This window comes from Haloferax sp. Atlit-48N (assembly GCF_003383015.2).
Taxonomy (GTDB): Archaea; Halobacteriota; Halobacteria; order Halobacteriales; family Haloferacaceae; genus Haloferax; species Haloferax volcanii.
Map to the genome: position 1 here is coordinate 2,554,717 of NZ_CP137689.1, position 21,897 is coordinate 2,576,613.

Below are 21,897 nucleotides of genomic sequence, written 5' to 3' on the forward strand. Positions count from 1 at the left end.
TGCTGGGTGTGTACATTGGCCTTGCTGGTCGCCCACACGCCGCAGTCGCGGGCGGCGGCGCGGACGGGCGACCGCCCACCGCGTCGTTCCCGGCCGTTTTTATTGCTCGGCCGCCCGCCTTGTGGGTATGAACGCGGACGCCCAGCGGGAGGCGGTGTACGGCGCGCCGCCGGAGATGCTGGCAGTGCGAGACGACCTGACGCCGATGCTCTCGCAGTACGCCGACCTCTGCGAGGAACACGACGACGCCGTCGTGCTGTTTCAGGTCGGCGACTTCTACGAGGCGTTCTGCGGCGCGGCGGAGGCCGTCGCCCGCACCTGCGAGGTGACGCTGACCCAACGCGAGGACTCCACCGGGACGTGGCCGATGGCGGGCATCCCCATCGACAACGCCGCGGGCTACCTCGAACGCCTGCTCGACGCCGGCTACCGGGTCGCGCTCGCGGAACAGGTCGAAGACGCCGAGGAGGCGTCCGGCCTCGTCGACCGCGCGGTCACCCAACTCATCACGCCCGGCACCGTCGTCGACGAGGAACTGCTCGACGCCGGGCGGGCGACCTACCTCGGGGCGGTCGCTCGGGGCGGCGGCGACGGCGAGAACGGAAGCGACGACGACGCCGAGGGCGACACCTACGGCCTCGCCGTCGTGGACGTGTCGACCGGCGAATGCCTCGTCACCGGGGCGGACCGCGCGCTGGCGCTCGAAGAACTCGAACGCCTCGCGCCCGCCGAACTCGTCGTCGGTCCCGACTGCGACCTCCCGGACCTGTCGTTCGACCCGATGGAGACGCCGTTCGAACCGGGGGCGTTCGACGCCGACGCGGCCCGCGAGACGCTGTCGGCCTACGCGCCCCGGCCGGACGCCGTGGTCGAGTCGGACGCCGAACTCCGGGCGGTCGGCGCGGCGCTCGCCTACGCCGAGTACGCCCAGGGCGACTCGAAACTGGCGTACGTCACCCGCGTCACGCGGTTCGACCCCCGCGAGTTCCTCCAACTCGACGCGACGGCCATCCGGAGCCTCGAACTGTTCGAGTCGCGGAGCGCCCGGGCGGGAAGCACGCTGTTTTCGGTCCTCGACGAGACGGCCTGCGCGCTCGGCCGCCGCCGACTGGAGGCGTGGCTCCGCCGCCCGCTCGTCGACCGCGACCGAATCGAGGCCCGACTGGACGCCGTCGAGGCCCTCTGCGACGACGCGCTCGCCCGCGCCGACCTCCGAGACCACCTCTCGTCGGTGTACGACCTCGAACGGCTCGTCGCCCGCGTCTCCCGGGAGCGCGCCGACGCCCGCGACCTGCGCTCGCTGAAGACGACGCTCGACCGAGTGCCGGAAATCCGCGAGGCGCTCGCCGGAACCGATTCCGACCTGCTTTCGGACCTGCGCGACTCGCTGGACGAGCTCGAAGACGTGCGCGACCTCGTCGGCGACGCGGTCGTCTCCGACCCGCCGCAGGAGATTACCGAGGGCGGCGTCATCGCCGACGGCTTCGACGCCGAACTGGACGACGTCCGCGGCACCGCCGAGGCGGGCCGCGAGTGGGTGTCGAACCTCGAAGCCCGCGAGCAGGAGCGCACCGGCATCGACTCGCTGGAGGTCGGTTACAATCAGGTCCACGGCTACTACATCGAGGTGACGAACCCGAACCTCGACCGCGTCCCCGACGACTACCAGCGCCGACAGACGCTGAAGAACTCGGAGCGGTTCTACACGCCCGAACTGAAGGAGCGCGAGGACGAGATTCTCCGCGCCTCGGACCGCGCCGACGCCCTCGAATACGACCTGTTCTGCGAGGTGCGCGCCGACGTGGCGACCGAATCGGCCCGGGTTCAGGCCGTCGCGGACGCCCTCGCGGACCTCGACGTGCTCCGAACCCTCGCGGACGTGGCGGTGGCGAACGACTACGCCCGACCCGAGTTCCACGCGGGCGACACGGACGAGAGCGCCGGCATCCGCATCGACGCCGGCAGACACCCCGTCGTCGAGCGCGCGCAGGACGAGTTCGTGCCGAACCCCGCGGACCTCCCGCGGGGGAGCGTCGCGCTCGTCACCGGCCCCAACATGTCCGGGAAGTCGACGTACATGCGGCAGGTGGCGCTCGTCACACTCCTCGCGCAGGTCGGGAGCTTCGTCCCGGCGAAGTCGGCCCGACTGCCGGTCCTCGACCGCGTGTTCACCCGCATCGGCGCGTCCGACGACATCGCGGGCGGCCAGTCCACGTTCATGCGCGAGATGAGCGAGCTGACCGAAATCCTCCACAACGCCACCGGCGACTCGCTCGTCCTCCTCGACGAGGTCGGCCGCGGCACCTCCACCGCCGACGGCCTCGCCATCGCCCGCGCCGCCACCGAGTTCCTCCACGACGAGGTCGGCGCGACGACGCTGTTTGCGACCCACTACCACGACCTGACCGACGCGGCCGACGACCGCGCGGGCGTGTTCAACCTCCACTTCACCGCCGCGCGGCGCGACGGCGAGGTCACGTTCCTCCACAGCGTCGCCGACGGCCCCTCGTCGTCGTCCTACGGGGTCGAAGTGGCGCAGTTGGCCGGCGTGCCCGCGAGCGTGGTCGAGCGGGCGCGAACCCTCGTGGACGAACCCGAGACCGACGCCGACGCCGAGCGCGCGACCGACACAGGAAGGGACGGCGTCGCCGCCGCCGCGAACGGCGAGGTCGACGAGGCCGCCGAAGACGGCACGCTCGCGGCCTACGTCGATGGGCTGGAGAACGGCCACCGAGAGAGCGAGAATCCGAGCCGAGCGACCGCGACGGCCGAAACGACCGAACCGAACCCCGAACTCGAAGCCGTCGCCGAGGCGCTCCGCGAGGCCGACCTCGTGGACACCACGCCGCTGGAGGCGCTGAACCTCCTGTCGGACCTCAAAGGAAGACTCGAATGATTCACCGACTCGACCCGGAGACGCGGTCGAAAATCGCCGCCGGCGAGGTCGTCGCCCAGCCCGCGAGCGTCGTGGTCGAACTGATTGAAAACGCGCTCGACGCCGGCGCGGAGACCGTCGAAATCGACGTCGACGGCGACGGCACCGACCGAATCCGCGTCGCAGACGACGGTCGTGGGATGGCCGAGGCCGACGCCGCGCTCGCGGTCGAGCGACACACGACGAGCAAGCTTGCGGCGGCCGACGACCTCGAAACCGTCGAGACGCTCGGCTTCCGGGGCGAGGCGCTCCCGAGTATCGCCGCGGCCGCCGCCCGCCTCGAACTGACGACGAACGACGGCGGCCCGCGGGGAACGCGAGTCGTCGTCGACGGCGGCGAGAACGCGCCCGGTGGCGAGCGCGACAAGACCGTCTCGCCCGCGGGTCGGGCGCGCGGGACGACCGTCGACGTGACCGGCCTGTTTGCCGACCGCCCGGCGCGGAGGAAGTCGCTCGCGTCGTCGAAAGCCGAGTTCGCCCGCGTCTCGGCGGTCGTCACGCGCTACGCGCTCACGCGGCCGGACGTGCGGTTCGTCCTGCGACACGACGGCCGCGAGACGCTCACGACGCCCGGCACCGACCGCTTCGCCGACGCGCTCTTGGCGGTGTACGGCCGCGACGCCGCGAGCCACGCCTCGACGTTCGACGCGGCGCGGGAGGTCGAGGCCGCGGGCGAGACGGCCACGGTCGAAGTCGACGGCGCGCTCTGTCATCCCGAGGTGACGCGGTCCCGACGCGACCACGTCCACGTCTCGGTCAACGGCCGCGCCCTCGCCGAACCGCGACTCCGCCGGGCGGTCGCGGACGGCTACGGGACGCTGCTTCCCGACGGGCGCGAACCGGTCGGCGTGGTCAGAGTCCGCCTGCCGCCCGCGTGGGTCGACCACAACGTCCACCCCGCGAAGGACGAGGTGGGCTTCAGAGACGCCGACGCGGTCGCCGAGGCGGTCGAGGCGAGCGTCCGCGACGCGCTCTCGACGGCCGACCTCCGGCGGAGCGGCGAGGTGGCGATGGACCTCGATAGCTCGCTCGCGCCCGTCGAGGCCGCCTCGGTGTTCGACGACCTCCGCGTCATCGGGCGCTTCCGCGGCCTGTACCTGCTCTGTGAGGCCGACGACGAACTCCTCGTCGTCGACCAGCACGCGGCCCACGAGCGCATCAACTACGAGCGACTCCGCGAGGCGGTCGAATCGGCGGGCATCGACTCGGCCGCCGTCGACCCGCCGGCGACCGTCTCGCTGTCGCCGGCCGACGCGGCGCTCCTCGACGCGAACCGCGACCTCGTCGAAAAACTGGGGTTCCGCGTCGTCGAGTTCGGCGAGGGGGGCGGAACCGGAACGTACCGCGTCGAAGCGGTCCCGGCACCGCTCGGTCGCCCGTTCGCCCCGGACGCGCTCGCGGACGTGGTGGCCGACGTCGCCGCCGGCGACGACGCCGACCCACGGGACGAACTGCTGAAAGACCTCGCGTGCCACCCGTCCATCAAAGCCGGCGACGACCTCACCGACGACGAGGCCGCGCGGTTAGTCGAGCGCCTCGGCTCGTGCGGGACGCCCTACACCTGCCCGCACGGCCGACCCACGGTGCTCGCCATCGACGAGGAGACGTTCGTCCGCGGATTCGGCCGACGAAGCGGTCGGCTCGGGTAGCATTCCTTGGGAGCAACGTTGTCGAGCCACCCCGACGGAGTCGTGCGAAGTGGCGCGGTGGCTCGTGCGGGAATAGTTACCGAATGATTACTATATTTGTGCGCCCGGCCGCTACCAGTCCTTGCAGTCCAGACAGACGTACTCGTCGCCGTCGAGCCACCGCTTTTGCACCGACTCGCCGCACTGTGGGCACGCCGCGGGTTCGGGCGTCCATCGGTAGGTGGCGAGCGTGCTCACGTCGCGGTCGTCGGCGTCGCTGGCATTGGTGTCGCCGGCATCGGGTGAGTCGTCAGCGCCGTCGACAGCCGTCGGTTCGTCGGCAGCGCCGTCGTCGCCGCCGGCGAAGTCGTCGAGCGAGCGGTTCGGCATGACTCAGCGTCCGTGGGCGCGGTCCTTATCGGTGCCGACCGAGCGGCGCGGTGGACGACCGCCGCGAACCGGGGGGCGAGGCGAGTTCCACCGGACGGGTGAGCGCCGTGCGAAACCCACACAATCAATACCCCCGAACCCGAGAGTCGCGCATGGCAACACTCACGGACTTCGTCATCGCGCTCCTCACGAGCGTCCTCGAACTGGTGGTGACCTTCGCCGACGTGGCGCTGAGCGACCCGCTCTCGACGGTGAGTTTCCTCTTCGGCAACGTCTTCATCCTGCTCGCCGTCGGCGCGTTCGCCTACGTCGCCCTCGGCGCACTCGGCGCGGAACTCGGCATCATCGGTGTCGGCTCGTCGAACGGTAGGCCGCCGCAGCGAGAGTAATCGCTTCTTCGAGGTCGGGGCCGACCGGCGACCCGACCACGACGCCGTCGGCGTGTTCGAGCACCGCGTCCATCCGGTCGGCAACGTCGTCGGGCGTGCCGGCCATCGAGAAGGCGTCTATCATCGCCGGCGTGACGAGGCCGAACGCCTCGGAGAAGTCGCCCGCCGAAATCTTCTCGCCGATGTCGCCCGCGAGGTCGGCGTCGATGCCGTGTCTGTCGAGGACCGGCGGGGCCGCCCCCGCGGCGATGAAGGCGACAGGCGGGCGGGCGGCCTCGCGGGCCGCGTCCGCGTCTTCCGAGACGGAGACGCTGGCGTAGGCGGCGAGCGTGAACTCGCCGCGGGAGTCGGGGCGGTCCTCGACGCCGATATCGACCTGTTCTCTCGCCCACGCGAGGTCGTCGGGGTGCGAGCCGTTGAACAGCAGGCCGTCGGCGTGCTTGCCGGCCATGCGACACATGTGCGGGCCCTCGCCGCCGACGTACACCGGCACCTCGCCGGGCACGTCGAAGTTGAGGCCGGCGTCGGTCGCCTCGAACGTGCCGTCGTGGCTGACGCGCTCGCCGTCCCAGAGCTTCTGTGCGACCTTGAACGCCTCCAGCACGGAGCGGAGGCCGCGCTCGTCTTCGAGGCCGAGGTTGCGGAGCGTCGAGGGGTCGCCCGGGCCGATGCCGAGGAGGCCGCGACCGCCCGAGGCCTCGGCGACGGTCGCCACCTTGCCGGCGAGCGTCACGGGGTGTAGCTCGTAGGGGTTGGCGACGCCGGGGCCGAGGCGGATGTCGTCGGTCTCGGCCGCGAGTCGCGCGAGGACCGCGAAGGGGTCGCGGTTGTTGTAGTGACACGAGACGAAACACGAGTCGTAGCCCTCGCGTTCCGCCTGCGCGCCCAGTTCGACGAGGTCGTCGACGGGATGTTCCGGGGTGAGTTCGAGTCCGAGCATGGTGTGAACGTAGTGTGAGCGTGGTGTGAGCGTGGAATGGTGAAGCGGGTCGTCAGGGGTCGTAGCGCCACTCGCGGAGCGCCTGTCGCACGAAGTCGCCGTCGATGTCTCGGAAGTGGGCGTCGCTTTCGCCGTGGTCGCCCCACTCGAAGTCGCGGACGACGACGACGGGCGTGCCGCCGTCGCCCTCTCCCTGCACGAGGTTGGCGGCCGCGGCGAGTTCGTCCACGACGCTCTCGACGGTGACGCCGAGTTCGCGGCCGTCGCGGTCGGCCTCGCCGCGCCAGTCGCGCGAGGCGCTCAGGCCCGCCCAGCCGATGGCGACGCCGCGCTGGCCGTGGCGGAACGGCCGGCCGCAGGTGTCGGTGACGACGACTCGGTCGGCGTCGACGCCGGCGCGGATGCGCTCTGCCGACTCGCTGGGGCGCTTCGGGAGCAACAGCAGGTCGTGGTCGGGGACGTTCGAGCGGTCGATGCCGGCGTTGACGCCGACGTGGCCGAACCGCGTCTCCGTCAGGAGGAACGGCTCCGACATGACGAGCTCGACGCTCTCTTCGAGGACCGCCTGCGCGAACCGCGGGTCCTTCTCGTCGCCGGTCAGTTCGGCGAGGCGAGCGGCGAGTTCGCGCGCCCGCGGGCCGGCCGGGAAGTCGTCGAGGTCCGCGAACCGCCCTTCGGCCTTCGAGACGACGGTGGAGGCGACGCAGACCACGTCGTCGGGCCGGAGGTCGACGCGCTCGGAGACGAGGGCGGCGAGGTCGTCGCCCTCGCGAATCTCGGGCACGTCGGGGACGGGAAACAGCTCCATACCGCTTCGGAGGGCGAGGGCGGTGAAAAACGACGGGATGCTGGCGAACCGGGCCGGTATCGCAGGCGGGCGACCGGAAGCGGCTCAGCTGCGAGACAGCGCGACGACGCGCCGACCTCAGTCGTCGCGGACGACCTCGACCGACACCGAGCCGTCGGTGACCGTGCCGACCATCATCGTCGCGTCGTCGCCCGGGTTCGCCGCCGTCGCGGTGCCCGGGTTGAGGACGCGGACGCCGTCGACCACCTCGTCGACCACCTCGTGGATGTGGCCCGCGACGCCGACCGCGTCGGTGCCCGCGGCGTCTCTGACCGTCTTCGCGACGCGGGACTCGTAGCCCGTTCGCGTGCCCGTGCCGTGAGTGACGACGAACGTGAGCCCGTCGACCTCGACGATTTCGACGAACGGGAGGTCGATGCCCGGCGGGTCGACGTTCCCGCTGACGCCGACGAACCGCGCCGAGAGGTCGCGGAGGCGGTCGAGCGTGGCCGGCGAGTCGAAGTCGCCCGCGTGAATCACGAGGTCGGCCTCGCGGACCCTGGCTTCGACCCACGAGGGAATCCCGTCGGCCCGCCCCGGAACGTGCGTGTCGCTCAGGATGGCGAGTCGCATACCGACACCACGCGACCGGCCTGAATAGTCGTTTTGTCAGTCGCGGCCGTAAGTCACGATATGCCACACGTCGTCACCGTCTTCCTTCGACACGACGGCCGCGTCCTCCTCACCCGCCGGAGCGACGCCGTCGGAACGTATCAGGGCCGCTGGGCCGGCGTCTCCGGCTACGTCGAGGGCGACCCCGCCGACGCCGAGCGCGACGCCCGGCGCGAACTCGCCGAGGAGGTCGGCGTCCGCGAGACCGACGCCGAACTCGTCCGTGCTGGGGAACCCCTCACGGTCACCGACGAGGGCCGCGAGTGGACCGTCCACCCGTTTCTGTTCGACGCCGAGAGCCGCGATATCGACACCAACGAGGAACTCGCCGCGGTCGAGTGGGTCCACCCGACCGCGATTCGGGAGCGCGAGGCGGTCCCCGGACTGTGGGCGACCTACCGCCGGGTCGCGCCCGCGGTCGAGACCGTCGCCGACGACGAGACCCACGGGTCGGCGTGGATTTCGCTCCGGGCGCTGGAGGTCCTGCGCGACGCCGCCGCCGAGGCGGACTCGTTGGAGGCGGTCGCATCGGTCGCCCGGCGACTCCGCGACGCCCGCCCGAACATGGCCGCCGTCGAGAATCGCGTCAACCGCGCCATGGCGGAATCGGATTCCGACCCCGAATCGGTTCGCCGCCGCGCCGAGGCGGCCATCGACGCCGCCGCCGAAGCCGACGACGCGGCGGCCGCCCGCGCGGCCGAACTCATCAGAGAGCGCGGGGTCGACCGACTCGCCACGCTCTCGCGGTCGGGGACCGTCCTCGCGGCGCTCGAAGCCGCCGAGGCCACCGCAGTCGCCGTCCTCGTCTCCGAATCCCGACCCGGCGGCGAGGGCGTCGGCGTCGCGGAACGGCTCGCCCGCGACGGGCGGGACGTGACGCTAACCACCGACGCGGCGCTCCCCGGACTCGTCGCGGCCGGCGGGGCCGACGCCGTCTTACTCGGAGCCGACTCGGTGCTCGCGTCCGGCGGCGTCGTCAACAAGGTCGGAAGCCTCCCCGCCGCGCTCGCGGCCGCCCGCGCCGACGTGCCCGTGTTCGCCGTCTGCGCCCGCGACAAGGTGCGCGGCGACGACCGCTTCGCCGGTGAAGACGCGGGCGCGCTGTACGACGGCGAGGCCGCGATAGGAACCGAGAACCCGCTTTTCGAGGTCGTTCCCGCCGACTCGCTCTCGGGGGTCGTCACCGAATCGGGCGTGTTGAACGCGGGCGACATCGGCGCGGTCGCGGCCGAACACGCCGCGCTGGCGGCGTGGGACGACTGAGTCGGGAGTGCGGGGTTCTGGGAACCGCCGGGACCACTGCCGGCGGGGGCAAAAGGGTGGATTCTTGAACGTCCGACCCGGACTCCGACTCGGTGGCGATGACGAAGGTTACCCCCACTCAGCCCCTTGTGATGATAGATTTCATCCGAGCCACCAACTACTGACGACCCGTCGTCCTATCGCTCCGAATCTCGTTGCCCCGGAGCGCCGCGTCCGCGACCGTGGCGCGCCGAATCAGCCGTTTCGAGCTAGCTATTTGCCGCCGAACGACCAAAGAGGGGTGTACCGCCGCACGTTTCTCGGAGTCGTGAGCGCGGCGGCCGCCGGACTCGCGGGCTGTACCGAAGGTAATGTGCGGCCGCCGAGGGGCGGGTGTTCGGCGCGTCGGTCCTGACCGGCGACGCCGAACTCCGAAACGCCGCCAACCTCGTACTCTACGACGAGGCGACCGGAAGCTACTGGAGTCAACTGCTGGCGACCGGCATCTGTGGCCCGCAGTCCGGCGAGCGACTGGCGATTCTCCCGTCGTCGGTGACGACGTGGGGCGAGTGGCGCGCCGACCCTCGACGAGCCCCGAAACCGGACACCGACGCCGAAGCCGCAACGTCCTTCGTGAGCCGCCGCGACCCCTCGGCCATGCACATCGAACGCATCGCGGTCGACGAGTCGGTCGGACGATGCCCCCGGGGCTGTTCGTCGAGGCGCTTTCGGGCCGCGGCGTGCCCGTCGAGCGCGTCGGCGACGACGAGGAGTTCGGGCCGGGCGACGCGGTCGCCACGTTCGGCCACAGAGACGCCTTCGTCGACGCCGACTGGGTCCACTGCGTCCGCGCCGGCTACGACGAGTTCCCCGTCTCCGACTACGAGGCGGCCGGCACGGCCCTCACGAACAGCACCGGCGTCCACGGGACCACGGTCGGCGAGACGGTCGTCGGCTACATGCTGACGCTCGCCCGCCGCCTCCACGCCTACCGCGACGCCCAGCGCGACCGCGAGTGGGACCTGCCGCGCTACACGGAGCCCTTTACCCTCGACGGCGAGCGCGTCTGCGTCGTCGGCCTCGGCACGCTCGGCCGGGGCGTCGTCGACCGCGCGGCCGCCCTCGGCATGGACGTCGTCGGCGTCCGGCGCTCCGGCGACCCCGTGGAAAACGTCTCGGCGGTGTTCACCCCCGACCGACTGCACGAGGCCGTCGCCGACGCCCGATTCGTCGTGCTGGCGATGCCGCTGACCGCGGAGACCGAGGGCATGGTCGCCGCGCCGACGTTCGAAGCGATGCGCGGGGACGCCTACCTCGTGAACGTCGCGCGCGGCCCCGTCGTCGACGAGGCCGACCTCGTGGCGGCGCTCGACGCCGGCGACATCGCGGGCGCGGCGCTCGACGTGTTCGCCGAGGAACCGCTCCCCGCGGAGTCGCCGCTGTGGGGCTTCGACGAAGTGCTCGTCACGCCGCACGTGAGCGCCGCGACGGGGAAGTACCACGAGGACATCGCGGCGCTCGTGCGGGAGAACGTCGAGAAGATAGCGGCCGGCGAATCGCTCACGAACCGCGTGGCGTGAGTTCGCTTGGGGGGCAGGTCGCGGGGGTGTCGGCGGGACGGCGCGTCGCTCAGAGGAACTTGAACAGGTCGTCGCGGCCCTGTTCGTGGAGGTGCGACCGCAGGGCGTCTTCGAGGTGGGAGATGTCGCCGCGCTTGGCCGTGATGGGCGCGATGACGTTCCGCCACTGCTTCCACGGCGGGAAGAGGCCGAGGCGGTCACAGAGGTCGTTCAGGCGCTCGTCGCGATCGTCGACCTTGTCCATCTTGTTGACCGCGACCACGGTCGGGATGTCGAGTTCGTCGAGGAAAAAGAACATCTCCACGTCGTGGGGGATGGAGTCCTCGGTGGTGTGGCGGTCGATGATGTCGATGACGCTTTTCCCGTCGACGACGAGGACCGCCGCGAGGATGTCGTCGGCGTGCTCCTCGATGTACTGAACCACGTCCGTCTTGATGGCCTCGCGGGTGTCGCGGTCGACGCCGGACATGAAGCCGAACCCGGGCAGGTCGGTGAACATGAAGTGCTCCGCGTTCCAGTCGAAGTGGTTGGGCTTTCGGGTGACGCCGGGCTTCTTGCCCGTCGTGAACTTGCTGTGACCCGTCAGCTCTCGCATCAGGGTGGACTTCCCCACGTTCGACCGCCCGACGAGGACGATTTCGTCGCGGTCCGGTCGGTCTTGGAACATACCGGTGGTTCGCCACCGCGACGGATAAGGTGGGCGGAACGGACCCGCCGGTGCGCGGCGTCGGCGTCGAAAAATCACGTCTCCGGGCGAGTCGCCCCCACAGCGACTCGACGACGACGCGTGAATTCGGCGGCCGCGTCAGTCACAGCCGCCGACCGATAGCTCGCCGGCGTGCTCGTCGAGGAATCGCAGCAGCGGCTCGATTTCGTCGAATCGAGGGCCGCACGCGACGGAACCGCGACGACGGTTCCAGTCGACGAAGCCGGCGTCAGCGAGTTTCGGCAGGTGAACGTGGAACAGTTCCAGCTTCAGTCGGTCGCGGTCGCGGCCGCCACCAACGGCCGCGTCCCGCGTTGCCGCGTCGAGGCGCGTGCGTCGCCGTCGGCGCAGGCCCAACAGCAACCGTCGCCGATGGACGTTTCCGAGGGCGTCGAACGCCTCGTCGAGGCGAGGGGACGCTGTGGCTACCATCGGCGCAACCCCCGTCGAATCCGAACGGGCGTCGCGCGACGGGCGCGAGACGCCGGGATAACGCGGCTTCCGCGAGTCGCTGACAGGCCCCGCTCCGGGCACCCGGCGAACACCACCCGATACCGGTACCGTCGAGAGCGCGGCTCGTCAGTCACACGTCCGTACGCGGCTGCACCACCACGGCGCTGTCGGGCGGCGTACGGCTGTCGATGTCTGTGTGCGTTCACAACTACGTCCCCGAGGGGTCATAGCTAGCAAGCCAGCATTCTCTTTCTGCTTTCACAGTCCGGTCATTGAAGTAGTGCATCCGGGAAGCCGATGGGGCGCGCGTCCGAGTGGGCTGCGGTCACACACGAACGTTGTCGGCCGAAATCCTGCCGAACACGAGCGCGCCCCGGCGGCGACGAGGCCGACCTCCGGGCGCGGTCGTGGCTTTCGGTTGACATAGGTGTTCAATACAGCGGCTGCTAAATGAGAGCCAGCAATGGCCGTAATCGTCGAGTTGACGATTGACTCAGAGAGCTTCGACCTCGGGAGGGTCACCGCCGTGTCGAACGGCGTCCACCTCGAGTTAGAGCGCGTCGTCCCGACCGGCGGTGAGGTCATGCCATTCTTCTGGGCCCACGGCACGGACTTCGAGGCGTTCGAGCGCGTCGTCCGAGACGACCGGCTCGTCGACGATTTGGCGGCCGTCGCCCGCATCGAAGACCGGGTGTTGTACAAGGTCAACTGGGGAGAGTCCACGTCGAGTCTGACCCGGGTTCTCACCGACAGCGAGGCGACGATTCTCGAAGCCCGCGGCAACGACCCGTGGCTGTTCCGCCTCAGATTCAACGACCACGCGGCGCTCACCGAGTTCCACAACCGCTGTCAGGACGAGGCCATCGAGTTCCACGTCGAGCGCATCTACACCCTCGCGGAGGGAGAACCGGGCGTCTACAACTTCGACATCACCGACGAACAACAGGAGGCGCTCGTCACCGCCGTCTCCGAGGGGTACTTCGAGGTTCCGCGGCGAACCACGCTCAACGAGGTGGCCGACCGACTCGGAATCAGCCCGCAGGCCGCCTCCGAGCGCGTCCGCCGCGGGGCCGACACCGTCCTCCGGAAGGTGCTCTTGTCGCAGTCGGCGGCCGACCTCTCGTAACGACCGACTGGGAGACTGCGCGGCGGCCGGAACCGCTCGCGGCCCGAGCGGGGGAGCTATTGGCCCGGCGCGAGTACGCGACGGCGACGCGATGGACAAAGCGACGCTCCGAACGACGGTGTGGGACGACCTCGAATCGTCGGGCGCGGCCCGGTTCCCCTTCCCGCCGCACGGCCGCATTCCGAACTTTGCCGACGCGACGGCGGCCGCCGAGCGACTCGCGGCGACGCCCGAGTGGGCCGCCGCCGACGCGGTGAAGGCCAACCCGGACGCCCCGCAACTCCCCGTCAGGCGGCGGGCGCTCCGCGAGGGCAAGACCGTCTACATGGCCGTCCCGCGACTCCGCGACGAGGAGTGCTTCTACGAACTCGACCCCGCGCGCATCGACGACGAACACCTCGACAGCGCGCCGACCGTCTCGCACGTCGAGACCTACGCCGACACGGTCGGCCCCGACGCGCTGCCGCTCATCGACCTCGTCGTCTCGGGGTCGGTCGCCGTCTCCGAGGCGGGCGCTCGCGTCGGGAAGGGCGAGGGGTTCAGCGACCTCGAATACGCGGTGTTGCGGGGGCTGGGAGCCGTCACCGCGGAGACGACCGTGGCGACGACGGTCCACGAGCGACAGGTCCGCGACGACCTGCCCGAGCCGGACGCCCACGACGTGCCGATGGACCTCGTCGTCACCCCCGAGCGGCTGGTCCGAACCGAGACCCCGTATCCGCGGCCCGAGGGAATCGACTGGGACGCGCTCCCCGACGAGCGCCTCGACGAGATGCCCGTCCTCCGGCGGTTGCGCGACGAGTCGGGCGCGGTGGGCGAGTAGCCGAGCCCCTGCTTATTTCACCGCCCGGGCCGACGTGAGGCCGTGCGACTCGTACAGGTGTTGGTGCCGACCGGCAAGCGCGAGGCCGTCCTGCGGACGCTCGACGAGGAGGGCGTCGACTACGCCGTCTCCGAGGAGACCTCCGGGCGCGGCTTCGTCGCCGTCGTCACCTTCCCGGTCCCAAAGGAGGCCGTCGAACCGGTGTTGGCTCGGCTCCGCGAAGCGGGCGTCGAGCGCGACGCCTACACCGTCGTCGTCGCGGCCGAGACGGTCGCCTCGAAGCGGTTCGACCAACTGCGCGAGCAGTACGAGGAAGACGACGAGAACGGCGACCGCATCGCCCGCGAGGAGCTGGCCTCGAAGGCCGCCGACCTCGCGCCGTCGGTGTCGACGTACGTGCTCATGACGGTCATCTCGGCGCTCGTCGCCACCGCGGGCCTGCTTCTGGACTCGCCGGCCGTGGTCGTCGGCTCGATGGTCATCGCCCCGCTCGTCGGCCCCGCGATGTCCGCGAGCGTCGGCACCGTCGTCGACGACGACGAGATGTTCGCCCGCGGGGTTCGCCTGCAGGCGCTCGGCGGCCTCCTCGCGGTCGGTGCGGCGGCCGTCTTCGCCTTCCTGCTCAGGCAGACCGGGGCGGTGCCGCTGTCTCCGGCTGAGGTGCTGTCGATTCCCGAGGTGGACGAGCGCCTCGCGCCCGACGTGCTGTCGCTCGTCATCGCGCTCGGCGCGGGGGCGGCGGGCGCGATTTCGCTCTCCTCCGGCGTCTCGACCGCGCTCGTCGGCGTCATGATAGCCGCCGCGTTGGTCCCGCCGACCGCCGTCGTCGGCATCGGCGTCGCGTGGGGCGCGCCCGAGGCCGTCGTCGGCTCGGCCATCCTCGTCCTCGTCAACATCCTCTCCGTCAACTTCGTCGCCATCGGCGTCCTCTGGCGACAGGGCTACCGCCCCGAGCGCTGGATTCGTCGCGACGAGGCCCGCCGGGCCGCCCTGTTCCGCATCGCCGTCATCGGGGTCGGCCTGCTCGTCCTCTCGTCGTTCCTCGGCGCGGTCACCTACACGACCTACCGGAACGCCGACTTCCAGTCGGAGGCGCACGACGCCATCGAAGACGCGCTTTCGGACACCGACGCCCGCCTGCTGTCGATGGAGCTGCGGTACGACAGCGGGCCGCTGCAAGAGCCGGAGGGTATCGTCGTGACCGTCGGCTACGACCCGGCCTCCGACCCGCCGATGGTCGAACGCGAACTCACGAGGCGGGTGAACGCCGTCGCCCCCGAACCGCTGTCGCCGTGGGGGGCGAGCGAAATCGACGTCGAAGTGCGCTACGTCGCCGTCGTGGAGTAGTTCGCTGCGGGGGGTTAGCACCCGTTTCGAAGGCTACAATCGCTCTTTGTCTCTAGCGCGGCTTGAATAGCTGAACCGACGTACGAGAGGTATGCAACGACGCACGATTGCTCCGATATTCCTCGTCGGCCTCGTCCTCCTCGCGGGCTGCCTCTCGGCACCCTTGCAGACGACGGCCGACGGGGGCGCAGACGGGATAAACGCGACGAACGCGACGACCATCTCCACGACCGGCACCGGCGAAGTGACCGCCGACGCTGACCTCGCCGTGGTTTCCATCGCCGTGACGACCACCGCGGACTCGGCCGACGAGGCCCGCGGCACCGTCGCCGACGACGTGGCCGCCGTCCGCGCCGCCCTCACCGACGCCGGCATCGCCGAGGACGCCGTCCAGACGACCGGCTTCAACATCTACCCCGAGTACGATTACAGCGGTCAGGAACGCGAACTCCTCGGCTACCGCGCCGCCCACACCCTCCGCGTCGAGGTCGCCCCCGACCGCGCCGGCGAAGTCATCGACCTCGCGGTCGGTGCCGGTGCCAGCGAAATCCGCGGCGTCGCCTTCACGCTCACCGACGAGAAGCGCGCCGAACTCCGCGAAGAGGCCCTGAACCGCGCCGTCGACTCCGCGAAGGCCGACGCCGACGCGGTCGCCAGCGCCTCGGGCCTGACCGTCGCGGGCGTCCACACCGCCACCGTCGGCGGGGGCGCCTCGCCCGGCCCGTACCCGGTCGCCTACGCCGAGGACGCCGCCCGCGGCTCCTCCGGGTCGACCGAACTCTCGCCCGGCCCCGTGACCGTCTCTGCGACCGTCCAGATGGTCTACGAAGCCGAATCGGAATAGGAACCCGCCCCCGCTGACCGAACCCGCGGTTCTCGGGTTGAACTGCCCCACGTCCCTCTTCTCAGAGACTCACCCCGTAGCCGCGGCTCTCTCGTCGAAGTGCTGCGACGAGACGAAAGTGACGGTGCCCGAAACTCCGCGTCGATTCACTTACTCGTTGCGCGACGGCGGGATGTCGGGTTCGAACCCGATGGCCTCGACCGCGGCGTCGAGGACGGCCTCGACGTTCTCGCCCGTCTCGACGCTCATGTAGATGTCGGCGTCCATGTCGGTCGAGCGGTCGCTCTTGTTACAGACGGTGAGGACGGGGATGTCTCGCTCCTCGAAGCGCGCTTTCACGGCGTCGCGGAGTTCGAGCTGCGACTCGATGGGGTAGCCGCACGCCCCGCTGGCGTCGGCGACGAAGAGGACGGCGTCCGCGAGGTGTTCGAGGGCGCTCACGGCCTGTCGCTCGATGTCGTTGCGCTCGTCTTCGGGACGGTCGAGCAGCCCCGGCGTGTCGATAATCTGGTAGCGGATGCGGTCGCGGTCGAAGTGCCCGATTTGGACGCCCTTCGTCGTGAAGGGGTAGCGGGCGATTTCGTTCGACGCGCGGGTCACGTCGTTGACGAACGAGGACTTCCCGACGTTCGGGTAGCCGGCGACGACGATTGCCGGCTCGTCCGGGCGGATGTCGGGGAGGTCCTTCAGGGCGTCGCGCGCCTCGCCGATGCGGAGCAGGTCGTCTTCGACCTCCTCGACGACGCTCGCCATGCGGGCGAACGCCTGCTTTCGGTGCTTGCGCGCGAGGTCCGCGTCGGTCTTGCGGAGCTTCGGCTGGTACTCGCGGGCGATGTTGTCGACCTGCCGGGAGGCCCACATCACTTCCGAGAGGCTCTTTCGGACCTCGTCGACGTCGACGATGGCGTCGGCGAGTTCGTAGTAGAAGGGGTCGACCGTCTCGAAGTCGGGCCACTCGACGACGACGTTCTCGAGGTTGTCCGAGAGGATGTTCGACGCCGTCTGGAGCATCGACTGCTGAGCCTCCAACTTGTTCTGCTTCGCTCGCCCCGTGCGCGCGGCCCGCGAGAAGGCCTTGTCGATGAGTTCGTCCGACCGGGGCGTGGTCGGGAGAGACTCGAAAATCATTGCAGTCCGCTACATGGCCGAGCCGTAAAAGCGCGTCCGTTTGGGGCTCGGCGCTTCGAGCGGGGGATTCGCCGTGCAGGTCTCCCGCACGGTTCGACCGGAAGCGAAGGGGTCGCAGGGGGTCGGCGCGGGGACGCGGGGACGCGAACGGGCGCGGCCGGACGCCCCACCCCACCCCACCCGGGCCGCCACGAAGTTCTTGCCCGCCCGCGGCCTACCTCGACGCATGACTGACTGGAAAGCTGTCGCCGTCGGCTTCGTCGTCATCGTCGTCGTCGGCACGGGCGGGCTGGCGCTCCCCGTCGTCGGCCAAATCGGCGCGGGGCTGCTCGGCGGCTTCGCGGCGGGCTATCTCGCGGGCGGCACGCCCGGTAACGGCGCGTGGAACGGCCTCGTCGCGGGCTCCATCTCGGGCATCGTCGTCACGCTCTTCGCGGCGCTCCTCGGGAGTTTGCTCGGACTCGCCGGCGGGCCGCTGGGCGGCCTCCTCGGCGGCGTCGGCGTCCTCGTCGCGGGCGTCGTACTGACGCTCATCTTCGCCATCGACAGCGCCGTCGCCGGGGCCGTCGGCGCGTGGGTGAAGGGCTGAGGCTGAGCTGAATCTGAGGCGGCGGTTGGAGGGCGTCGCAACGGGCTACTCGCCGCGTTCGAGGTACTCCCGCTGAATCTCGACGACCTCGGTCGAGTCCGCACACGCCGCGTACCGGCGGAGCGGCTCCTCGTTGAGTTCGAGGAACGTGTGGCCCCAGTTGAACTTCGAGAGCACGTCTTCGGCCCGCTTTTTCTCCCCGAAGATGACGAGCGCGGCGGCTATCGCCTCGACGGTCGTCAGCTGCATCGGGCGGCCGAAGTTCACGGGGTTGGCGGCGACGAGATACGGGAGCGCGCGGTGCTCGCCGGGGAGCGAGAACATGGCCTCGCCGGCCGACTCCCACGAGCAGTCGAGCGCGACGAGCGCGCCGGTGTCGGCGTCGGCGGGGGACAGCGCCCTGTCAGCGTGCGGGTTGAGCACGACGCCGTAGGGGGTCTCGCGGTCGGAGCCGTGGAGGACGGCCATGTCGAAGCGTTCGAGCTTCTTCGCCGTGCACTTCTTCGGGTCGTCGTCGCCCTCGTATCGAACGTGCAGGTCCACAGCCGCGGTACGCGGCTGGCGGAGAAAAGCGTCCCGAACGCGGTGTCGGCCGGGGCGTTCGACGGCAACACCGACAGGGCCGGCAGCGCCGGCGTCGGATTCTTCCCGCCCGCCGACGAAGAAAGCGCGTGCACCCCGACGCGACGTATCTGGCCCGGCAGTACTACACGGCGCTCGACCACCACGGATACGACATGCTTCGGAACCTCCTCGAACCGGAGTTCGTCCAGCACCGCGGCGACATGACGCTCTCGGGGCGCGAGGAGTTCGTCACGTTCATGCGGGACGACCGGCCGCAGAAGGACACGCGACACGTCATCGAACGCTACATCCAGTCGAAGTCCGACGACGAAATCGTCGTCCGCGGCCACCTCGAAGACGGCGATGGCGACGAGCTGTTCGTCTTTCTCGACCGGTTTCGAGCGCGCGACGGGAAGCTCTCGGAGCTGAAGACGTTCGTCAAATCCTCGACGGCGAACTGACGGGGCGTCGCTGGAAATCGGAGTACTGGGGTCGCGGCGCGTCAGACGCTCAGTCTTTCTTGCCAGCGCCGACCGCGGCCTCGCCGACGGGCTCGTGACCCTCGATGACCTCGCGGCCGCCCATGTAGGGCTGGAGGGGTTCGGGCACGTCGACCGTGCCGTCCTCGTTTTGGTAGTATTCGAGCAGCGCGACCATCACGCGGCCGACGGCCGTGCCCGAGGCGTTGAGCGTGTGGAGGTACTCCGCCGACTCGTGGCGCTCGGGGCGGTAGCGGAGGCCCGCGCGGCGCGCCTGGAAGTCCTCGAAGTTCGAGGCCGACGACACTTCCAGCCAGCGGCCGCCCTGTTCGGGGGCGTCCTCGGACTCCGTGCCGGGGGCCCACACTTCGAGGTCGTAGGTCTTCGCCGACGCGAAGGTGAGGTCGCCGGTGCAAAGCGAGAGGACGCGGTACGGAAGGCCGAGTCGGTCGAGCACTTCGGCGGCCTCGTCGACGAGCGCTTCGAGCCGGTCGTACGACTCGTCGGGTTCGACGAAGTTGACGAGTTCGACCTTGTTGAACTGGTGGACGCGGACGATGCCGCGGGTCTCGGTGCCGTGTTCGCCCGCCTCGCGCCGGAAGTTCGGCGTGTACGCCTGATGTTTCAGCGGGAGGTCGTCCTTCAGGAGAATCTCGTCGCGGTACATGTTCGTCACCGGCACCTCCGCGGTGGGACAGAGCCACAGGTCGTCGTCGTCGTAGTTCTCGGTCTCCGCGCCGCCGATGCGGTAGGCGTCCTCCGCGAACTTCGGGAGCTGGCCGGTGCCCTCCATCGAGGTGGTCTTGACCGGAATCGGCGGGAACAGGTCGACGTACTCCTGTTCGCGGTGCACGTCGAGCATGAACTGCACGAGCGCGTGTTCGAGCATCGCGCCCTCGCCTTTCAGGAAGTAGAAGCCCGCGCCGGTGGTCTTGGCCGCGCGACCCTCGTCGATGATGTCGAGTTCCTCGCCGAGGTCGTAGTGCGGCGTCACCTCGTCGGGGAGCTCGCGCAGGTCGTCGAAGCCGACGCGGCGGACCTCCTCGTTGTCGTCCTCGTCGGCGCCGACGGGGACCGACTCGTGGGGGAGGTTCGGCAGCTCCATGAGCGCCTCGTCGAGTTCCGCTTCGAGCTCGTCGGCGCGGGCTTCGAGCTCCTGGAGCTCCTCTTTGAGTTCGCCCGAGCGGTCGATGGCTTCCTGCGCCTCCTCGTCTTTGCCCTCCTGTTTCAGCTGGCCGATCTGCTGGCTGACCTCGTTGCGCTCGTGGCGGAGGTCGTCGCCCTCGGCCTTCAGCGAGCGCCACTCGTCGTACACGTCGAGGACGCGGTCGATGTCCACGTCCTCCATGTTTCGGGCGGCGAGCGCGTCGCGAACTCGCTCCGGTTCGTCGCGGAGTAGTTGCCTGTCAATCATTGGGCTGTGATTTCCGGGCGGGCGGGAAAATCGTATCGCATCGCTGAGGAACGGGGGCGAGCACGCGGCGGGCGAACGCGAGGAATCCGCGCCGAATGCGCGCGACGAAACGGCGTCGGCGGAACGCCCCGACACCGCGGTGAGAGCGGCCGCCGCGGTCGGAAGCCGACGGAGCGACTACCAGAGGAACGCCGGCCAGACGAACTGGAAGAGGAACCAGATGAGGATGGTCAGCACGCCGGTCATCACGACGTTGAGGACGGCCCCGGCCCGCATCATGTGGGACTGCTTGATGTGGCCGCTCCCGAAGACGATGGCGTTCGGGGGCGTCGCCACCGGCAGCGCGAACGCGAACGAGGCCGCGATGGCCCCGCTGACCGCGAGGAACACCGCCGCGGAGACCTCGGTGAGCCCGAGCGTCGCCGCGAAGACGCTCCCGATGCCGATGAGCACGGGGACGATGATGGTCGCCGTGGCGGTGTTCGAGGTCATCTCCGTGAGGAAGATGACGAGAAGCACGATAGCGCCGACGACGAGGACGATGGGCGCGCCGGTCAAGGAGCCGAAGACGGCCTCGGCGAGCCACCGCGTCGCGCCCGTGGAGGCGAACGCGTCGGCCAGCGAGATGCCGCCGCCGAAGAGGAGAATCGTCCCCCAGTCGATGTCGACCAGTTCGTCCCACTCCATCGTGTCCGCGAGGACGAGCGCCGGGATGGAGACCATCCCGACCATCACGTAGTACAGGAGGCCCTGATGGCCCTCGACGCCGAGGAGCGTCATGCCCTCGCCGGTGCCGAACAGGGTGTTGAACACCGGGTCCGAGAGGACGCCCTCGAACGCGAGGTCGAGGCCGCCGAGGACCCACAGCCCGGCGGTGGCGGCGAAGATGTACGCGACGCGGCGGCCGCGGGTCGAGAGCGCGCCCTCGTCGGCGAGGTACTCGCGGGCCTGTTCGCGGGCTCCCTCCACGTCGTCGACCTCGGGCGGATAGAACCGGAACGTGAGGAGGTACCAGACGATGGGGAGGGTGATGGCGACGATTGGGAGGCCGACGAGGAGCCACTCCGCGAAGCCGATGTCGTAGCCGAGGAGCGCGTTGAGCTGGGTGGCGACGACCGCGTTCGGCGGCGTGCCGATGAGGGTGCCGACCCCGCCGACGCTCGCGGCGTAGGCGGTGCCGAGGAGCGTCGCTATCTGCATGTTCGAGAAGGAGCCCTCGGCGGCGTCGGCCTCGTAGACCTCCTCGCGGCCGAGCACCTGCGCGAGGACGCCGAGCGCGATGGGCGTCATCATCGCCGTCGTCGCGGTGTTCGAAACCCACATCGACAGGAACGCCGTGGCGAGCATGATAGCGAGGATGAGCCGCCGCGGCGACGACCCCATGACGGCCATGAGCCACAGCGCGATGCGGCGGTCGATGTTGTACTTCTGGAGCGCGTTCGCCAGCATGAAGCCGGCGATGAAGAGGAAGATGAGGTGGTCAGCGAAGCCCGCCAGCGCCGGGTCGATATCGCCGTAGACGCCGTAGGCCGTGAGCAACACCGGTATCGACAGCGCAGTCACCGCGAGAGGGAGCGCGCCGGACACCCAGAGGATGCCGGCGAACACCATCGTCGCTAATGCGTACTGTCCCCGCGTCGAGAGTCCCTCAAGCGACGGCCCGAAGGCCAGCGCGAGGGACGCGACGAGGGCGAGCGTGAAGACGGCGAATCGTCCGCGAGCAGTCTTTGTAACACCGCGTATCATTGATACACGGTATCTCTAACGATAGTCTTACTTAATTATTTTCAATACGGTAGCGAACGGCGGTATATCGGCGTCGACAGCCGCGTTCTCGACGGAATCGGCAGACGGAAGCGGG

20 protein-coding genes and 2 pseudogenes are annotated in these 21,897 nt (G+C 70.0%); 12 read left to right on the forward strand and 10 right to left on the reverse strand.

The genetic code is table 11. The features are described 5' to 3' along the window. Nucleotides 1-127 precede the first annotated feature (127 nt). Both mutS and mutL read left to right on the forward strand, forming a co-directional pair. Entirely contained in the window at nucleotides 128-2,896 is a 2,769-nt protein-coding gene (mutS, locus tag DEQ67_RS13550; protein WP_424020133.1) for a DNA mismatch repair protein MutS, read from the forward strand. Next, the gene (gene mutL / locus DEQ67_RS13555; protein ID WP_115861184.1) at nucleotides 2,893-4,584 is read left to right on the forward strand and encodes a DNA mismatch repair endonuclease MutL; all 1,692 of its coding nucleotides are present in this window, start codon (nucleotides 2,893-2,895) and stop codon (nucleotides 4,582-4,584) included. Before mutS ends, mutL begins: the two co-directional genes overlap by 4 nt. A 111-nt stretch (nucleotides 4,585-4,695) precedes the next feature. Here the strand turns inward: mutL and DEQ67_RS13560 are convergent, their stop codons facing one another. Further along, nucleotides 4,696-4,953 (reverse strand): DUF7573 domain-containing protein, encoded by a 258-nt coding sequence (locus DEQ67_RS13560; RefSeq protein ID WP_115861186.1) that lies wholly within the window; start codon nucleotides 4,951-4,953, stop codon nucleotides 4,696-4,698. Nucleotides 4,954-5,105: 152 nt separating this feature from the next. On the opposite strand from DEQ67_RS13560, the gene DEQ67_RS13565 reads away from it, so the two are divergent. After that, nucleotides 5,106-5,342, forward strand: coding sequence for a hypothetical protein (locus tag DEQ67_RS13565; RefSeq protein WP_004062962.1), 237 nt, complete (start codon nucleotides 5,106-5,108; stop codon nucleotides 5,340-5,342). Here the strand turns inward: DEQ67_RS13565 and DEQ67_RS13570 are convergent. The 3 genes from DEQ67_RS13570 to DEQ67_RS13580 all read right to left on the reverse strand — a co-directional run bounded on the left by DEQ67_RS13570 (nucleotide 5,296) and on the right by DEQ67_RS13580 (nucleotide 7,702). Next, nucleotides 5,296-6,282, reverse strand: a complete 987-nt coding sequence (locus DEQ67_RS13570) for a 5,10-methylenetetrahydromethanopterin reductase (protein ID WP_115803240.1) — start codon at nucleotides 6,280-6,282, stop codon at nucleotides 5,296-5,298. The genes DEQ67_RS13565 and DEQ67_RS13570 overlap by 47 nt on opposite strands. Before the next feature lie 52 nt (nucleotides 6,283-6,334). Continuing rightward, nucleotides 6,335-7,090 carry a coenzyme F420-0:L-glutamate ligase gene (locus tag DEQ67_RS13575; protein WP_424020134.1) on the reverse strand — a complete coding sequence of 252 codons (756 nt, stop codon included), beginning with the start codon at nucleotides 7,088-7,090 and terminating at the stop codon, nucleotides 6,335-6,337. Between the two features lie 117 nt (nucleotides 7,091-7,207). Beyond that, entirely contained in the window at nucleotides 7,208-7,702 is a 495-nt protein-coding gene (locus DEQ67_RS13580) for a metallophosphoesterase family protein (protein ID WP_188148426.1), read from the reverse strand. Between the two features lie 60 nt (nucleotides 7,703-7,762). Here DEQ67_RS13580 and DEQ67_RS13585 point away from each other — a divergent pair, with 60 nt between their 5' ends. The 3 genes and pseudogenes from DEQ67_RS13585 (at nucleotide 7,763) to ddh (ending at nucleotide 10,563) form a co-directional block, all read left to right on the forward strand. Further along, a complete protein-coding gene (locus DEQ67_RS13585) occupies nucleotides 7,763-9,004 on the forward strand; it encodes an NUDIX domain-containing protein (RefSeq protein ID WP_424020135.1) in 1,242 nt (413 codons plus the stop codon). A gap of 372 nt (nucleotides 9,005-9,376) precedes the next feature. Continuing rightward, a pseudogene (locus DEQ67_RS13590) lies at nucleotides 9,377-9,505 on the forward strand (hypothetical protein); the annotation flags it as partial. 135 nt (nucleotides 9,506-9,640) lie between these two features. Continuing rightward, nucleotides 9,641-10,563 (forward strand): annotated as a pseudogene (gene ddh, locus DEQ67_RS13595) (D-2-hydroxyacid dehydrogenase). Between the two features lie 49 nt (nucleotides 10,564-10,612). On the opposite strand, the gene engB reads toward ddh, so the two are convergent. Next, nucleotides 10,613-11,230, reverse strand: coding sequence for a GTP-binding protein EngB (gene engB / locus DEQ67_RS13600; RefSeq protein WP_004062969.1), 618 nt, complete (start codon nucleotides 11,228-11,230; stop codon nucleotides 10,613-10,615). A 138-nt stretch (nucleotides 11,231-11,368) separates the two neighbouring features. Then, entirely contained in the window at nucleotides 11,369-11,701 is a 333-nt protein-coding gene (locus tag DEQ67_RS13605; protein WP_115803245.1) for a DUF7344 domain-containing protein, read from the reverse strand. Nucleotides 11,702-12,185: 484 nt separating this feature from the next. Here DEQ67_RS13605 and DEQ67_RS13610 point away from each other — a divergent pair, with 484 nt between their 5' ends. From DEQ67_RS13610 to DEQ67_RS13625, 4 genes are all read left to right on the forward strand, one after another. Continuing rightward, on the forward strand, nucleotides 12,186-12,848 hold the full coding sequence (locus tag DEQ67_RS13610; protein ID WP_004062971.1) for a helix-turn-helix domain-containing protein: 663 nt from the start codon (nucleotides 12,186-12,188) through the stop codon (nucleotides 12,846-12,848). Between the two features lie 91 nt (nucleotides 12,849-12,939). Continuing rightward, nucleotides 12,940-13,671, forward strand: coding sequence for a 5-formyltetrahydrofolate cyclo-ligase (locus tag DEQ67_RS13615; protein ID WP_115861194.1), 732 nt, complete (start codon nucleotides 12,940-12,942; stop codon nucleotides 13,669-13,671). Nucleotides 13,672-13,713: 42 nt separating this feature from the next. Beyond that, entirely contained in the window at nucleotides 13,714-15,018 is a 1,305-nt protein-coding gene (locus DEQ67_RS13620; RefSeq protein ID WP_424020136.1) for a TIGR00341 family protein, read from the forward strand. 91 nt (nucleotides 15,019-15,109) lie between these two features. Continuing rightward, the gene (locus DEQ67_RS13625) at nucleotides 15,110-15,862 is read left to right on the forward strand and encodes an SIMPL domain-containing protein (RefSeq protein ID WP_004062974.1); all 753 of its coding nucleotides are present in this window, start codon (nucleotides 15,110-15,112) and stop codon (nucleotides 15,860-15,862) included. Nucleotides 15,863-16,012: 150 nt separating this feature from the next. Here the strand turns inward: DEQ67_RS13625 and DEQ67_RS13630 are convergent, their stop codons facing one another. Beyond that, nucleotides 16,013-16,990 (reverse strand): NOG1 family protein, encoded by a 978-nt coding sequence (locus tag DEQ67_RS13630; RefSeq protein WP_004041804.1) that lies wholly within the window; start codon nucleotides 16,988-16,990, stop codon nucleotides 16,013-16,015. A 226-nt stretch (nucleotides 16,991-17,216) separates the two neighbouring features. Between DEQ67_RS13630 and DEQ67_RS13635 the strand changes: the two genes are divergently transcribed. After that, the gene (locus DEQ67_RS13635; RefSeq protein WP_115861198.1) at nucleotides 17,217-17,579 is read left to right on the forward strand and encodes a DUF5518 domain-containing protein; all 363 of its coding nucleotides are present in this window, start codon (nucleotides 17,217-17,219) and stop codon (nucleotides 17,577-17,579) included. 45 nt (nucleotides 17,580-17,624) lie between these two features. Here the strand turns inward: DEQ67_RS13635 and DEQ67_RS13640 are convergent, their stop codons facing one another. Beyond that, on the reverse strand, nucleotides 17,625-18,122 hold the full coding sequence (locus DEQ67_RS13640) for a DUF367 family protein (RefSeq protein ID WP_004041802.1): 498 nt from the start codon (nucleotides 18,120-18,122) through the stop codon (nucleotides 17,625-17,627). Between the two features lie 128 nt (nucleotides 18,123-18,250). On the opposite strand from DEQ67_RS13640, the gene DEQ67_RS13645 reads away from it, so the two are divergent. Continuing rightward, the gene (locus tag DEQ67_RS13645) at nucleotides 18,251-18,604 is read left to right on the forward strand and encodes a nuclear transport factor 2 family protein (RefSeq protein ID WP_004041801.1); all 354 of its coding nucleotides are present in this window, start codon (nucleotides 18,251-18,253) and stop codon (nucleotides 18,602-18,604) included. 49 nt (nucleotides 18,605-18,653) lie between these two features. Here the strand turns inward: DEQ67_RS13645 and serS are convergent, their stop codons facing one another. Together serS and DEQ67_RS13655 are read right to left on the reverse strand one after the other, a co-directional pair. Next, entirely contained in the window at nucleotides 18,654-20,036 is a 1,383-nt protein-coding gene (gene serS, locus DEQ67_RS13650; protein WP_008608299.1) for a serine--tRNA ligase, read from the reverse strand. 177 nt (nucleotides 20,037-20,213) lie between these two features. Beyond that, nucleotides 20,214-21,782, reverse strand: coding sequence for an SLC13 family permease (locus DEQ67_RS13655; protein WP_006601122.1), 1,569 nt, complete (start codon nucleotides 21,780-21,782; stop codon nucleotides 20,214-20,216). Nucleotides 21,783-21,897 lie beyond the last annotated feature (115 nt).